Source organism: Streptomyces lincolnensis (assembly GCF_001685355.1).
Lineage (GTDB): Bacteria > Actinomycetota > Actinomycetes > Streptomycetales > Streptomycetaceae > Streptomyces > Streptomyces lincolnensis.
The window spans coordinates 5,067,427-5,081,346 of the sequence record NZ_CP016438.1 but is presented as its reverse complement, the minus strand read 5'-3'; the positions used below and the strand labels follow the sequence as shown (position 1 = coordinate 5,081,346).

Sequence of the window (13,920 nt, the reverse complement as noted above, 5' to 3'; positions counted from 1 at the left end):
CGGGCCCATCGGCGGCCACGACATCCTCAACGGTCCACTCTCTCACCCGTGCCGGACGGGTCGGCGCTTTCCGCTGCGGTGTCCGGCCCCGGGTCACTCGGCTGCTGCGGGGCGTCTGCCCCCGGCCGAGTGCCGGACTCCTCCTTGAGACGGTCTGCGGGGCTGTCGGGGTTCTCCGGGGCGTCCGCGGCCTCGCCCGCCTCGTCGGGGCCGGGCTCCTCGGCCTCGCGGGCGGCCGCGCGCTTGCGCTGGGTGTACATCCGGAAGCCGGCGAGCACCAGCAGCAGGACGCCGCCGCCGATGACCAGCATCACGGTGGCCGTGAACTCGGTGACCCTCACGTCGAACTGCACGGCGTCGCCGTACGGCTGGCCGTCCTCGGTGTACAGCTGCGCGATCACCGACGCCCGGCCGTTGGCGTTGGCCGTGGTGGTGAACTTCACCGTCTGGCTGTGACCGCCGGAGACCTCGACCTTCTGCTCGCTGTAGGCCCGGCCGCCGATCTCCAGACGGTTGGGGCTCAGCGAGGTGAGCCGCAGCACCAGGTGGTCCACGCCCTGCACCAGGTTGTTCTGCACGGTCACCGGGATCGTGGCACTGCGTCCGGAGAGCTTGGTCTCGGACTTGTCGATCAGCTTGACCTGGTCGGCCAGCGAGTCGAGGTACGCCTCCACGTCACTGCGGAAGCCGGCTCCCTCGGCGGTGTGACCGCGCCAGGACGTGGACATCTCACGGTTCATGGCCCGCCCGAAGGGGGTCACCACGCGGGACTCGTCGCTGAGGACCACCTTGAAGTTGTCGAGCTCGTCCTGCGTCCGCGCGATCTCCTCGAAGGCCGTCCGCGGCAACTCCTGCCGGCGGAGCGAGGAGGGGTACTTCGACGCCGGGGGGACCGTCGTGGTCGCCGCCGGGTCCGGCTTGGCGGCGGCGGCCGCGGTCAGCTCCTGGGGCTGGGACCAGTTGCCGCCCTGGAGTGCCGTCAGTGCCTCGGCCATCGCCCGGGCCTGGCTCGCCGAGGGCACGCGCTGCGGTGCGACGACGATGCTGCGCTGCTTGTCCGTCTGGAGGCCGAGGGTGAGGCTCTGGGCGAGGAACCGCTGCACGGCCAGCGTGGACGCGGAGGCCCTCGTCAGGTCGCCCTGGAACGCCGTCGACAGCCGCGCGTCCGCGACGACCGCCGTGGTGCCGCCGCCGATGGGCCGGGCCGCCGAGGGCGTGTAGGACAGGCCGCTCGTCTCTTGCAGGCTGTCGCTGCGCGCGAGCACCTTGTCGGCGCCGGCGGAGGTGGCGACCTTCACGATCGAGGGGTCCACGGCGCCGTCCACCGGCCAGGCGAAGTCGGTGTTCGGCGTCACGTGGAGCACGGTCCTGACCGTGGTGGTGGCGACGTCGGTGGCCTCGTCGAGGTGGCTGAGGGAGCCGGTGACGCTGGTGCCGTTGTGTGCCAGGGACGCGAGGTCCGGGTCGCCGAAGGGCAGGGCGGCGACCTCCTTGTCCGCCACCGCCTTCTGCAACTCGGCGAGCCAGGCCTTGGCGAGGTTCTGCTCCTCGACGGTGCCCGCCCTGGTGGTGTCACCCGTCTTCACCCGGTAGGCGCGCGTCATCGCGTCGACCGAGGCGAGCAGGTCCGGATCGATCACCCAGGTGATATCGAGGTCCTTGCCCAGCGACACCATCTGGTCCAGCCGGCCGCCGGGGGCGATCTCCTTGGTGAGGTCGTCGTTGAGGAACACCGGAGTCTGCTGCTCGTTGGACCCGGTCTCCGCCGTCATGTGGACGGACGAGACGAGCGGCCACAGATACGTCGTCCTCGTCCTGGTGTCGGCCTCGTCGGACTGCCACGGCAGGAACGTCCGCTGTACGCCGAGAAGCTGTTCCCAGGGCTGCGCGGAGGTCTCGCCGGAGAGCGCGACGGCGAGCGGGTAGACCCCGCTGCCGCCGAGGTCGAGCTCGTCGGCCGGGACGGAGATGGAGAAGGGTTCGGCGACACCTGGGGTCAGCTTGGCGAACTTCGCGACGTACTTGCCGCCGACCTCCGGCCCGGTGGGGCCCTGGACGTCGGTGCTGTCCTTGGCGGCGGTGTCGATCGAGGACCGGGTGGCGATCTCGGATCCCACGCTCAGTCCGACGTGGGCTTTCGTGACGGACTGCTTGCCGTTGTTGGTCACCGTGCCGGACACGGTGATGGTGTCGCCCTCCGTGGGGGCGCTGGGGGTGAGGGTGTCCAGCGCCACGGACACCGTGCCCGAGTCGGCGGCCTCGGCGGGTGTGGCGGTGGACAGCTGGCACAGTCCGGCCAGCAGGGGCGCCCCGGCGAGCAGGGCTCCGGTACGCCGGAGCCACCGGCGGGCAGGTGAGGCACTGGTCCCCTGGAAGTCTGCCGCCTCGGCCACGCGCTCGCCCGTCCCTCGTCGTCGTCAGTGGTCGTCGGAATGTGCGTCCACGCATGGTAACGATGCGCGCTGAGGGTAAGTGCCGCGGACTGCTCCACAAGATCGGGGGAGACTGTCGTGCTGTCCCGAATGTGCACGTATAAAGGGGGCCTCGCCGGTGCCGCTTCCGTGCGGCTTCCGTGATCTTCACGGGCAGACCTTGTGCGTGGACGCGTGGGGGACCTGCGCCCGGGTAATGCAGGCGCCTGCGGTGGCCCGGGCCACGTACCCTTTTCTGTTGTGCCGAACGCCAACGAAGACAAGTCCAGTGCCCTGAGTCAGGTGCAGCACCGCGCGGTGACCGAACTGCTGCGAGTGGCCCCTGTCGCCGACGACCTCGCCCGCCGTTTTCAGCAGGCCGGGTTCACGCTCGCCCTGGTCGGCGGTTCGGTCCGGGACGCGCTGCTCGGCCGGCTCGGCAACGACCTGGACTTCACGACCGACGCCCGCCCCGAGGACGTACTGAAGATCGTCCGACCATGGGCGGACTCCGTGTGGGACGTGGGGATCGCTTTCGGCACCGTCGGAGTCCAGAAGGACGCCCGCGTCGGAGACGTCGATCGAAGCTTCCAGATCGAGGTCACCACCTACCGGTCCGAGGCGTACGACCGGACCTCGCGCAAGCCCGAGGTCTCGTACGGCGACTCGATCGAGGAGGACCTCGTCCGGCGTGACTTCACTGTCAACGCGATGGCCGTCGCGCTGCCGGAGAAGGAGTTCATCGACCCGCACGGCGGGCTCGACGACCTCGCGGCACGGGTGCTGCGCACTCCTGGCACTCCGGAGGACTCGTTCTCCGACGATCCGCTGCGGATGATGCGGGCCGCGCGTTTCGCCGCACAGCTCGACTTCGAGGTCGCCTCCGAGGTCGTCACGGCCATGAAGGATATGTCCGGGCGGATCGAGATCGTCTCGGCGGAGCGGGTGCGGGACGAGCTGAACAAGCTGATCCAGTCCGCCAACCCGCGCAAGGGCCTGACACTCCTGGTCGACACCGGACTCGCCGACCACGTGCTGCCCGAGCTGCCGGCGCTGCGCCTGGAGAGCGACGAGCACCACCGCCACAAGGACGTCTACGAGCACTCGCTGATCGTCCTGGAGCAGGCGATCGCGCTGGAGGAGAACGGGCCCGACCTGACCCTGCGCCTGGCCGCGCTGCTGCACGACATCGGCAAGCCGCGCACACGTCGCTTCGAGAAGGACGGCAGGGTCTCGTTCCACCACCACGAGGTGGTCGGGGCGAAGATGACCAAGAAGCGCATGACCGCGCTGAAGTACTCCAACGAGCTGGTGAAGGACGTCTCGCACCTGGTCGAGCTCCATCTGCGCTTCCACGGATACGGCACCGGAGAGTGGACGGACTCCGCCGTCCGCCGCTACGTCCGTGACGCCGGTCCGCTGCTCGACCGCCTCCACAAGCTGACCCGCTCGGACTGCACGACCCGGAACAAGCGCAAGGCCGCCGCGCTCTCCCGTGCCTACGACGGTCTGGAGGAGCGGATCTCTCAGCTCCAGGAGCAGGAGGAGCTGGACTCGATCCGTCCGGACCTCGACGGCAACCAGATCATGGAGATCCTCGGCGTCGGCCCCGGCCCGGCGATCGGTCGTGCCTACAAGCACATGCTGGAACTGCGGCTGGAGAACGGCCCCATGGAGCACGACGAGGCGGTGGCCGCACTCAAGGAGTGGTGGGCCGAACAGGTCTGAGACCGTCCGAGCGGAGCTGTGTCCGGGAAACGGGGTCATGTTTCACGTGAAACATGACCCCGACGCCTTATCGCGGCGCCTTCGGATCTGCCGTGGGGCGATGTTTCACGTGAAACATCGCCCCGACCGCCCCGTAGATCAGCGCGACCGTGATCACCAGCGGCACCGAGCGGCCGTCCGGCGGAAGCATCAGAGCGGCGACGGCGGCGGCGCCCACGAAGGCGACATTGAAGAGCACGTCGTAGACGGAGAAGATCCGCCCGCGGAAGCCGTCCTCGACCGAGGACTGCACGATCGTGTCCGTGGCGATCTTCGCGCCCTGGGTGGTCAGGCCCAGCACGAACGCTGCCGCGAGCATGGGTGCGGTGGCGAAGGGGAGGCCGAGCGCGGGCTCCAGGACTGCGGCGGTCGCGGCGCACACGACGATCCAGCGGCCGGGGCCGAGCCGCCCCGCCGCCCAGGGCGTCACGACGGCCGCCGCGAAGAAGCCGGCACCGGAGATGCCCAGCGCCAGCCCCAGCAGGGCGAGCCCGTCCTCGGCGTCGGAGGTCAGGGCGTACCGGCAGAGCATCAGCAGCATCACCAGCAGGGCACCGTAACAGAACCGCATCAGCGACATCGCGCCGAGCGCCCAGGCGGCTTCCCGGCGCTCGGGTGCCGCCAGATGCCGTACCCCCGCCACCAGATCACGGGCGGTACCGGCGAGTGCCGCTCCGAGGCGGGGCTGCACCGCCGCGGGGTCGGGCCCCAGGAGATCCGCTGCCATGCGCAGAGAGGCGAGCGCACCGCAGAGATACAGGCCGGCTCCCAGCAGCACCACGGCCGCGTCGGAGTCGGCGACCGCCAGCCGCAGGAGGAAGGCGAGGCCGCCGCCGGCCGTCGCCGCGAGGGTGCCCGCGGTCGGGGAGAGGGAGTTGGCGATCACCAGGCGTTCGGCGTCGACGACGCGGGGCAGCGCGGCGGACAGACCGGAGAGGACGAAGCGGTTGACGGCGGTGACACACAGCGCGGAGGCGTAGAAGAGCCAGTCGGGGACGTTGCTGACCATCAGCACGGCGGTGGCCGTGGCCATCACGGCGCGCACCAGATTGCCGTAGAGGAAGATCTGGCGGCGGCGCCAGCGGTCCAGCAGGACGCCGGCGAAGGGGCCCACCAGGGAGTACGGGAGCAGCAGGACGGCCATCGCGGAGGCGATCGCGGTGGCCGAGGTCTGCTTCTCCGGTGAGAAGACGACGTAGGCGGCGAGCGCGATCTGGTAGACCCCGTCGGCGCCCTGGGAGAGCAGCCGCACGGCGAGCAGACGTCGGAAGTTCCCCAGGCGGAGCAGGACGCGCAGGTCACACACGACGGACATGGAGCACAGCCTCACATACGGGGAGGGCCCCCGGGCGTTACCACCCGGAGACCCTCAATAGCCCTGGCAGGAGCGTTTTTCAGTGCGTGGTGCTCTGTGCTGGTCAGCGCTCGACGTCGCCGTTGATGAACTTCTCGACGTTCTCGCGGGCCTCGTCGTCGAAGTACTGCACCGGCGGGGACTTCATGAAGTAACTCGACGCCGACAGGATCGGGCCGCCGATGCCGCGGTCCTTGGCGATCTTCGCGGCGCGCAGGGCGTCGATGATGACGCCGGCGGAGTTCGGGGAGTCCCAGACCTCGAGCTTGTACTCCAGGTTCAGCGGGACGTCACCGAAGGCACGGCCCTCCAGACGGACGTAGGCCCACTTGCGGTCGTCCAGCCAGGCCACGTAGTCGGACGGGCCGATGTGGACGTTGTCCGCGCCCATGTCACGGTCGCGGATCTGGGAGGTGACGGCCTGCGTCTTGGAGATCTTCTTGGACTCGAGGCGGTCCCGCTCGAGCATGTTCTTGAAGTCCATGTTGCCGCCGACGTTCAGCTGCATCGTGCGGTCCAGGACGACGCCCCGGTCCTCGAACAGCTTCGCCATGACGCGGTGCGTGATGGTCGCGCCGACCTGCGACTTGATGTCGTCACCGACGATCGGGACGCCCGCCTCGGTGAACTTGTCCGCCCACTCCTTGGTGCCGGCGATGAAGACCGGAAGGGCGTTGACGAAGGCGACCCGCGCGTCGATGGCGCACTGGGCGTAGAACTTCGCCGCGGACTCGGAACCCACCGGCAGGTAGCAGACCAGGACGTCGACCTGCTTGTCCTTGAGGATCTGGACGACGTCGACCGGGGCCTCGGCGGACTCCTCGATGGTCTCGCGGTAGTACTTGCCCAGACCGTCGAGCGTGTGGCCGCGCTGGACCGTGACGCCGGTGTTCGGCACGTCGCAGATCTTGATGGTGTTGTTCTCGGAGGCGCCGATGGCGTCCGCGAGGTCCAGACCGACCTTCTTGGCGTCGACGTCGAACGCGGCGACGAACTCGACGTCACGGACGTGGTACTCGCCGAACTGGACGTGCATCAGGCCGGGGACCCTGGACGCCGGATCGGCGTCCTTGTAGTACTCGACTCCCTGAACCAGCGACGCGGCACAGTTGCCCACGCCGACGATGGCTACGCGAACCGAACCCATTCCGGTTGCTCCCTGTGTGTACGAGTGAGGCCCTGACGGGGCTCTCACGTGGCGGTGTCGTCGGGCGAATCCGTCCCGGGGGTGTCCCCGGGACGGGGCAGATCGCCCGGCGCTCCAGATGTGGTGTCCTGCTGAGCGGACCCCCCGGAGGCGGAACCCTTCAGGTCCCGTCCGGCCCGCTCGCTCTCGATGAGCTCGTTCAGCCAGCGCACTTCGCGCTCCACGGACTCCATCCCGTGGCGCTGGAGCTCAAGCGTGTAGTCGTCGAGGCGCTCGCGGGTGCGCGCCAGAGAGACGCGCATCTTCTCCAGGCGCTCTTCCAGCCGGCTGCGCCGACCCTCGAGGACGCGCATGCGCACATCGCGCGAGGTCTGCCCGAAGAAGGCGAACCGAGCGGCGAAGTGCTCGTCCTCGTACGCGTCGGGCCCGGTCTGTGAGAGGAGCTCCTCGAAGTGCTCCTTACCTTCCGCCGTCAACCGATAGACGATCTTGGCGCGACGCCCTGCGAGTGGTGCGGCGAGGGCGTCCTCGGAGGTGTTCCCCGGCTCCTCGATCAACCAGCCGTTGGCGACCAGCGTCTTGAGGCAGGGGTACAGGGTCCCGTAGCTGAAGGCCCGGAACACGCCCAGCGAGGTGTTGAGTCGTTTGCGCAGCTCATAGCCGTGCATCGGGGACTCGCGGAGCAGGCCGAGGACGGCGAACTCAAGGATCCCGGAACGCCGGCTCATACGCTCGCCTCCTCGCCTTATGTCGCTCCGATGTATCGACTCGATACATCAGGACGATAGAACGGCCTTCTGAATGCGGCAAGTGGGAGATCGGTGAACGGGATCACATCAACGATTCATCGGAAGCAAGTTGCCTGATTTGGGGTGAACTTCGGGGCTAGGCAGGTTTTGACGGTGCGTAGGCTGTGCGCCATGTACGCCACCGGGAACCAAGTGACGCCTGGGGGGCGTCACCGTCCTTGGTGCAGTACGGGTGAATGCAGAAGCGACCGCATCCGTACTTCGGGGGGACCGGAAACCAGCCGCCGTTTCCAGGCGCGCAAGGGTGCGCCTGCCCGAGGAGTAGTCGTTCGATGAGCGAGCACCGTCGCAAACCGCCGCAGCCGCAGGGAGGCGGACGTGCCGCGGCCCGACGCGGCCAGTCCGGTTCGTCCTCCGGCCGCCGCGCGGCACCGCGAGGCGCCACCGGATCTCCTTCCGACTATGGGCTGAGTTCCCATGCGTCGGACTCTTACGACCCGGGAGGCGATGATCGTCCGCAAGGTGGCCGAGCCGAGGCCCGCCGGGCGGCACAGAGAAGCAGTGGAAGCCGACGCAGAGCTGCCGAGCCCGCGGGCCGGGGCCGCCGTGGCGCCCCCGCAGGGCCTGGTCGTGGCCGGGGGCGGCCCGTCCCCGACAAGAAGCGGATCATCGACTATCCCCGCGCGGGCAAGTACGGCCTGGCGCGCTGGATGCCGTCCTGGAAGCTCGTGACGGGCCTGTTCATCGGGTTCTTCGGCAGCATGGTGGCCGTCGCGGGCATCGCGTACGCCATGGTGGGCGTGCCGGACATCGCGAAGACCGCCTCGGCCCAGAACAACGTCTTCTACTGGTCCGACAACACGGAGATGGTCGCGACCGGTGGTGAGACGAACCGCCAGAACGTCAATCTCTCGCAGATCCCCAAGGCGATGCAGTACGCCGTGATCTCGCAGGAGAACAAGACCTTCTACACCGACAGCGGCATCGACCCCAAGGGCATCGGCCGTGCCGTGTTCAACATGGCCAGGGGCGGCCAGACGCAGGGTGGCTCCACCATCACCCAGCAGTACGTCAAGAACGCGATGCTGGACGACCAGTCCCAGACCGTCTCGCGGAAGTTCAAGGAGATCTTCGTCTCGGTCAAGGTGGGCTCCACCATGTCGAAGGACAAGATCATGGAGGGCTACCTGAACTCCGCTTACTACGGTCGCGGGGCCTACGGGATCCAGGCGGCAGCGCGGGCGTACTTCAACAAGGACGCCAAGAACCTGGACGAGGGCGAGTGCGCCTTCCTGTCGGCGATGCTCAAGGGCGCCACGTACTACGACCCTGCCGGTTCGACGTCCATCGACCCGTCCGCCACTCCCCAGGCCAACCAGAGGCGTGCCCTGGCACAGATGCAGGACACCCTCGACAAGATGGTCGAGTACAAGCACCTGGACCCGGCGACGCGGGCCAAGTACACGACGCTGCCCCAGTGGCAGAACCCGCGCAGCAACAACGCCCTGAGCGGCCAGGTCGGCTATCTCGTCGACCTCGCCAAGGCGTACCTGATCAACAACGACATCGTCTCCGCCGACAAGCTCCAGACGGGCGGCTACTCGATCTACACGACCTTCGACAAGAACAAGGTCAAGGAGCTCGAGAAGGCCGTCCAGAAGGTCCAGAAGGCGAACATCAAGCCCAAGGAACGCCCGAAGACGGACACCCACGTCCAGTTCGGCGGGGCTTCGGTGGATCCGGAGACCGGTGCCATCAAGGCCATCTACGGCGGTGAGGACGCCACCAAGCACTTCACCAACAACGCCGACGCCACCGGTGCCCAGGTCGGTTCGACCTTCAAGCCGTTCGTGCTCGCGGCCGCGATGAAGTGGGGCGTGCGCGACCCGGAGCTCGGGCCGAACCAGGCACAGGACGAGCGCACCAAGGTCTCTCCGAAGAGCCTGTTCAACGGCAAGAACAACCTGAAGATCAAGAACTACGACGGCACGATCTGGAAGAACGAGAAGGGCAAGGAGTGGCTCCAGGAGAACGACGGCAAGCAGTCCTACGGCTCTCCCCCGAACTACCGGATCGATGTCCGTGAGGCGATGCGGGAGTCGGTGAACTCCGCCTTCGTACAGCTCGGCATGGACGTCGGGTTGGACAAGGTGAAGGAGGCGGCCATGGACGCCGGCATCAAGGAGAACAGCCTCGCAGGCACCAACTTCCCGTCCTTCTCCATCGGTATCTCCGACCCCAGCGCGATCCGTATGGCGGGTGCCTACGCCACCTTCGCGGCCAGCGGCAAGCAGAACGAGCCGTTCTCCGTGCAGAAGGTCAACGACAAGGACGGCACGGTCTTCACCCACAAGACCGCTCCCAGGCAGGTGTTCGAGGAGAACGTCGCCGACAACGTCACGGACGTCCTCAAGACCGTGGTCGACGACGGAACGGGTACCAACGCCCAGCTGCCCGACCGTCCGGTGGCGGGCAAGACCGGTACCACGGACGGCAACAAGTCCGCCTGGTTCGTCGGCTACACCCCGCAGCTGTCCACCTCGATCAGCATGTTCCGGATGGACGACGACGAGACGAAGAAGAACCGCGAGTTCCTGAAGATGTACGGAACGGGTGGCCAGGACAAGATCCACGGTGCCTCGTTCCCGGCCGAGATCTGGCACGACTACATGGAGCAGGCACTCAAGAATGCGCCGGTGAAGGAATTCCCCACGCCGGAGCCCATCGGTGAGGTCGTCAACGCCGCTCCGACGCCGACGCCGACGCCGACGCCGAGCGAGACTCAGTCGGCCAGTCCGACGCCGAGTCCGACGCCCAGCGAGAGCTCGCCGTCCCCGACGCCCACGCCGACGCCCAGCTGCCAGTTCGACTGGCAGTGCACCGACACGGGCGGTGCGGACACCGGTGGCACGGACGGAGGCGGAGGCGTGACACCCACGCCGACGCCCACGGAGTCGGACGGCAACAGCAGAGGGAACGGCCAAGGAGGCATCTTCGGATGACCGCCGGGTGACAAGCCCGGTATAACGCCGTGATCACGAATATCGGGGCCCGCCGGATGGCGGGCCCCGATATTTTTGTCACCCGGAACGGGGCACGTCAGAACTTGGTGCTGCACTTCAGGGGATATTCATTCCCCTGGAACTTGATGCAGATCCGGTACTGGTAGGAGGCTCCGCCCAGCATGTTCGACCAGTCGTTCCCGGAACTCGGCACGGCGACGGAAAGCGACCTGAGGAGCGTCCCGGACGAGTTGTACTTCTCGATGTAGCCGTACGCGTTGTAGACCGGATTGCTCGACTCGTTGTACACACGGACCCAGGCCGCGTCACAGGTGCTCGACCACCGCAGCTCGCCGATCCGGTTGTTGTTGTTCACCGTCCGCGCCGTGGTCGTGTACTGGTCGCTGCAGTCCATGGCCATGGGGCCCTTGTTGTCGCACCCGGTGCTGTTGCAGCCGGCCGCGTACGAGGTCCCGCCCAGCGGAATCAGCACGGCGGTCATCGCCGCTCCCGCGACGGCGGCGGCCTTGACCTTTGTCGATGTCCTCATCGTTCCCCCTCGCCTTTGGCATAAAGCGAATAATTCCGGGTAAATTCTGCATTCCGGTTCGCGACGCTCACTTTATGTGTCGGCAGCGGGCGCCAGCAAGATTTTTCAATGCCTATATTTCTGTGCATACAGGGCGAAAGACTGGCGTGAACGCGCCACGCGTCGCGGATTCCGGACAACTGATTCCGGGTATTCCTCGGCTGATTCACCGGCCGGCGACCGCGGGCCTGCCGGCACCGGTCGGGCCGTACGCACGGGCACCCATGGCGACGTACGGCAGGATGTTCCCCATGCCCAGTGCAGAATCGACGCCGGCGCGCGTGCAAGAGCCGGATACGGTACGGCCCACCCGGGACGACAAGGTCGCCGCGGCCGGCAGCGAGTTGATCGGTGGCCCGCTCGGACGGCGTGCCCTGCTCGGGACGTCCTGGTGGACCCCCGTGCGGGTGATCGCGCTGGTGGCGATCGGGATGTTCGCCCTCGGCCTGGTCCAGAAGGCGCCCTGCTACAACGGCGCCTGGTTCTTCGGCGCCAGCTCGCAGTACACGCACGCGTGCTACTCCGACATCCCGCACCTCTACCAGGGACGCGGCTTCGCCGACGGGCTCGTGCCGTACTTCGACCGGCTGCCCGGCGACATGCAGTACCTCGAGTACCCGGTGCTGACCGGCGTGTTCATGGAGGTCGCCTCGTGGCTGACGCCCGGCAGCGGCACCATCCAGGACCAGGAACAGTGGTACTGGATGGTCAACGCCGGAATGCTGATGGTGTGCGCTGCCGTCATCGTCGTCTGCGTGACCCGTACGCACGCCCGGCGCCCCTGGGACGGTCTGCTGGTCGCCCTCGCGCCCGCCGCGGCGCTCACCGCCACCATCAACTGGGACCTGCTGGCGGTCGCTCTGACGGCCGCCGCGATGCTGATGTGGTCCCGCGGCCGCGCACTCGCCTTCGGTGTCCTGCTGGGCCTCGCCACGGCCGCCAAGCTCTATCCCTTCCTGCTGCTCGGACCGCTGCTGGTGCTGTGCTGGCGGGCGGGCAAGTGGCGGGAGTTCGGGACGGCCCTGGCCGGCGCGGCGGTCGGCTGGCTGGTCGTGAACCTGCCGGTGATGCTCTTCGCCTTCGAGGGCTGGTCGAAGTTCTACACGTTCAGCCAGGAACGCGGTGTCGACTTCGGTTCGTTCTGGCTGATCTGGGCCCAGAACTCGACCAACCCGCCCACCACCGACTCCGTCAACACGATGGCCACGCTGCTGGTGCTGCTGTGCTGCGGAGGCATCGCGGCGCTCACGCTCGCCGCCCCGCGCCGTCCGCGCTTCGCCCAGCTCGCCTTCCTGATCATCGCGGCGTTCATCCTCACCAACAAGGTCTACTCGCCGCAGTACGTCCTGTGGCTGGTGCCGCTGGCCGCCCTGGCCCGGCCGAAGTGGCGGGACTTCCTGATCTGGCAGGCGTGCGAGGTGGCGTACTTCCTGGGCATCTGGATGTACCTCGCGTACACGACCAGCGGCAACGCCCACAAGGGGCTGCCGACCGACGGCTACCACTGGGCCATCGCCGTCCACCTGCTGGGCACGCTCTACCTGTGCGCCGTGATCGTGCGCGACATCCTCATGCCCGAGCGGGACGTGGTGCGCCTGGCCGGTGACGACGACCCCTCGGGCGGTGTACTCGACGGCGCCGAGGACGTCTTCGTCCTGGGCCCCGCCGCCCATCCGCCGCGGCACGCGGCCCACTTCGAAGGCTCTCGGGTCGAGTGGGGCAAACAGGACACCGCCGACGGTTCGCTCTGAGCGAACAGCGCCCGGCCGCCGTACTCGAAAGGCCGTACACGGAAGATTCCGTGTACGGCCTTTCGGCTGTCTCTACGACGCTCAGCCGCTGTGTCTACGGCGCTCAGCGGTCGACGATGCGGTCGAACTGCGTGGTGGTGTGCCGCAGATGGGCCACGAGCTCCTCGCCCACCTTGGGCTCGGGGGCGTCGGACGGCACGAACAGGATCGAGACCTGCATGTGCGGCGGCTCGGCGAACCAGCGCTGCTTGCCGCCCCAGACGAACGGAGAAAGGTTCCGGTTGACCGTGGCGAGGCCGGCGCGGGCGACGCCCTTGGCGCGCGGCATGACGCCGTGCAGCGCCTTGGGGGCCTCCAGGCCCACTCCGTGCGAGGTACCACCCGCCACGACCACCAGGTAGCCGTCGGAGGCCGCCTTCTGCTGCCGGTAGCCGAAGCGGTCCCCCTTGGAGACACGGGTGACGTCCAGGACCGCACCGTGGTACTCCGTGGCCTCGTGATCGCCCAGCCACAGCCGGGTGCCGATCCGGGCGCGGAACCGCGTCTGCGGGAACTGCTGCTGGAGACGCGCGAGTTCGTCGGCCTTGAGGTGGCTGACGAACATCGTGTGCAGCGGCAGCCGGGCCGCGCGCAGCCGGTCCATCCAGCCGATGACCTCCTCGACGGCGTCCGAGCCGTCGGTGCGGTCCAGCGGCAGGTGGATCGCGAAGCCCTCCAGGCGCACGTTCTCTATGGCGGCGTGCAGCTGCGGCAGGTCCTGCTCGCTGATGCCGTGCCGCTTCATCGAGGACATCACCTCGATGACCACCCGGGCACCCACCAGGCCGTACACCCCGTCTATCGACGACACCGAACGGATGACCCGGTCGGGCAGCGGGACGGGCTCCTCGCCGCGCCGGTACGGCGTCAGCACCAGCAGGTCACCGCCGAACCAGTCCTTGATCCGGGCGGCCTCGTACGTCGTGCCGACGGCGAGGACGTCCGAGCCCAGCCGGGTGGCCTCCTCCGCGAGCCGCTCGTGTCCGAAGCCGTAGCCGTTGCCCTTGCAGACCGGCACGAGGCCCGGGAACTGCTCCTGCACGTGCTTGTGGTGCGCCCGCCAGCGCGCGGTGTCGACGTAGAGCGTGAGCGCCATGGCCGGACCTGGAAC

Annotated in this window: 9 protein-coding genes; 3 read left to right on the top strand and 6 right to left on the bottom strand. The window is 68.1% G+C overall.

The features are described 5' to 3' along the window. Window positions 1–26: 26 nt before the first annotated feature. Window positions 27–2,393 (bottom strand): DUF6049 family protein, encoded by a 2,367-nt coding sequence (locus SLINC_RS22605; protein WP_067436113.1) that lies wholly within the window; start codon window positions 2,391–2,393, stop codon window positions 27–29. A gap of 279 nt (window positions 2,394–2,672) precedes the next feature. Between SLINC_RS22605 and SLINC_RS22600 the strand changes: the two genes are divergently transcribed. Next, complete coding sequence (locus tag SLINC_RS22600; protein ID WP_067436111.1) at window positions 2,673–4,139, top strand: CCA tRNA nucleotidyltransferase; 1,467 nt, start codon at window positions 2,673–2,675, stop codon at window positions 4,137–4,139. A gap of 67 nt (window positions 4,140–4,206) precedes the next feature. Here the strand turns inward: SLINC_RS22600 and SLINC_RS22595 are convergent, their stop codons facing one another. The 3 genes from SLINC_RS22595 to SLINC_RS22585 all read right to left on the bottom strand — a co-directional run bounded on the left by SLINC_RS22595 (window position 4,207) and on the right by SLINC_RS22585 (window position 7,407). Beyond that, the gene (locus SLINC_RS22595) at window positions 4,207–5,493 is read right to left on the bottom strand and encodes an MFS transporter (protein ID WP_067436107.1); all 1,287 of its coding nucleotides are present in this window, start codon (window positions 5,491–5,493) and stop codon (window positions 4,207–4,209) included. A gap of 103 nt (window positions 5,494–5,596) precedes the next feature. Next, window positions 5,597–6,679, bottom strand: a complete 1,083-nt coding sequence (locus SLINC_RS22590) for an inositol-3-phosphate synthase (protein ID WP_067436104.1) — start codon at window positions 6,677–6,679, stop codon at window positions 5,597–5,599. 44 nt (window positions 6,680–6,723) lie between these two features. Further along, the gene (locus SLINC_RS22585) at window positions 6,724–7,407 is read right to left on the bottom strand and encodes a PadR family transcriptional regulator (RefSeq protein ID WP_067436102.1); all 684 of its coding nucleotides are present in this window, start codon (window positions 7,405–7,407) and stop codon (window positions 6,724–6,726) included. Window positions 7,408–7,760: 353 nt separating this feature from the next. Here SLINC_RS22585 and SLINC_RS22580 point away from each other — a divergent pair, with 353 nt between their 5' ends. Next, complete coding sequence (locus SLINC_RS22580; protein ID WP_079164664.1) at window positions 7,761–10,430, top strand: transglycosylase domain-containing protein; 2,670 nt, start codon at window positions 7,761–7,763, stop codon at window positions 10,428–10,430. Window positions 10,431–10,527: 97 nt separating this feature from the next. On the opposite strand, the gene SLINC_RS22575 is transcribed toward SLINC_RS22580, so the two are convergent. After that, window positions 10,528–10,980 (bottom strand): DUF2690 domain-containing protein, encoded by a 453-nt coding sequence (locus SLINC_RS22575; protein ID WP_079164663.1) that lies wholly within the window; start codon window positions 10,978–10,980, stop codon window positions 10,528–10,530. Window positions 10,981–11,270: 290 nt separating this feature from the next. On the opposite strand from SLINC_RS22575, the gene SLINC_RS22570 reads away from it, so the two are divergent. Then, a complete protein-coding gene (locus tag SLINC_RS22570; RefSeq protein ID WP_375141491.1) occupies window positions 11,271–12,770 on the top strand; it encodes a glycosyltransferase family 87 protein in 1,500 nt (499 codons plus the stop codon). A 103-nt stretch (window positions 12,771–12,873) separates the two neighbouring features. Here SLINC_RS22570 and SLINC_RS22565 read toward each other — a convergent pair whose 3' ends face one another. Further along, window positions 12,874–13,905: an alanine racemase gene (locus tag SLINC_RS22565; protein ID WP_067436095.1), complete on the bottom strand. Its 1,032-nt coding sequence runs from the start codon at window positions 13,903–13,905 to the stop codon at window positions 12,874–12,876. Window positions 13,906–13,920: the final 15 nt, after the last annotated feature.

Bases quoted from the DNA above. Each gene is read 5' to 3' on its own strand.
- SLINC_RS22595 (WP_067436107.1), bottom strand. From the start codon at position 5,493: ATGTCCGTCGTGTGTGACCTGCGCGTCCTGCTCCGCCTGGGGAACTTC.
- SLINC_RS22575 (WP_079164663.1), bottom strand. From the start codon at position 10,980: ATGAGGACATCGACAAAGGTCAAGGCCGCCGCCGTCGCGGGAGCGGCG.
- SLINC_RS22565 (WP_067436095.1), bottom strand. From the start codon at position 13,905: ATGGCGCTCACGCTCTACGTCGACACCGCGCGCTGGCGGGCGCACCAC.
- SLINC_RS22590 (WP_067436104.1), bottom strand. From the start codon at position 6,679: ATGGGTTCGGTTCGCGTAGCCATCGTCGGCGTGGGCAACTGTGCCGCG.
- SLINC_RS22580 (WP_079164664.1), top strand. From the start codon at position 7,761: ATGAGCGAGCACCGTCGCAAACCGCCGCAGCCGCAGGGAGGCGGACGT.
- SLINC_RS22585 (WP_067436102.1), bottom strand. From the start codon at position 7,407: ATGAGCCGGCGTTCCGGGATCCTTGAGTTCGCCGTCCTCGGCCTGCTC.
- SLINC_RS22570 (WP_375141491.1), top strand. From the start codon at position 11,271: ATGCCCAGTGCAGAATCGACGCCGGCGCGCGTGCAAGAGCCGGATACG.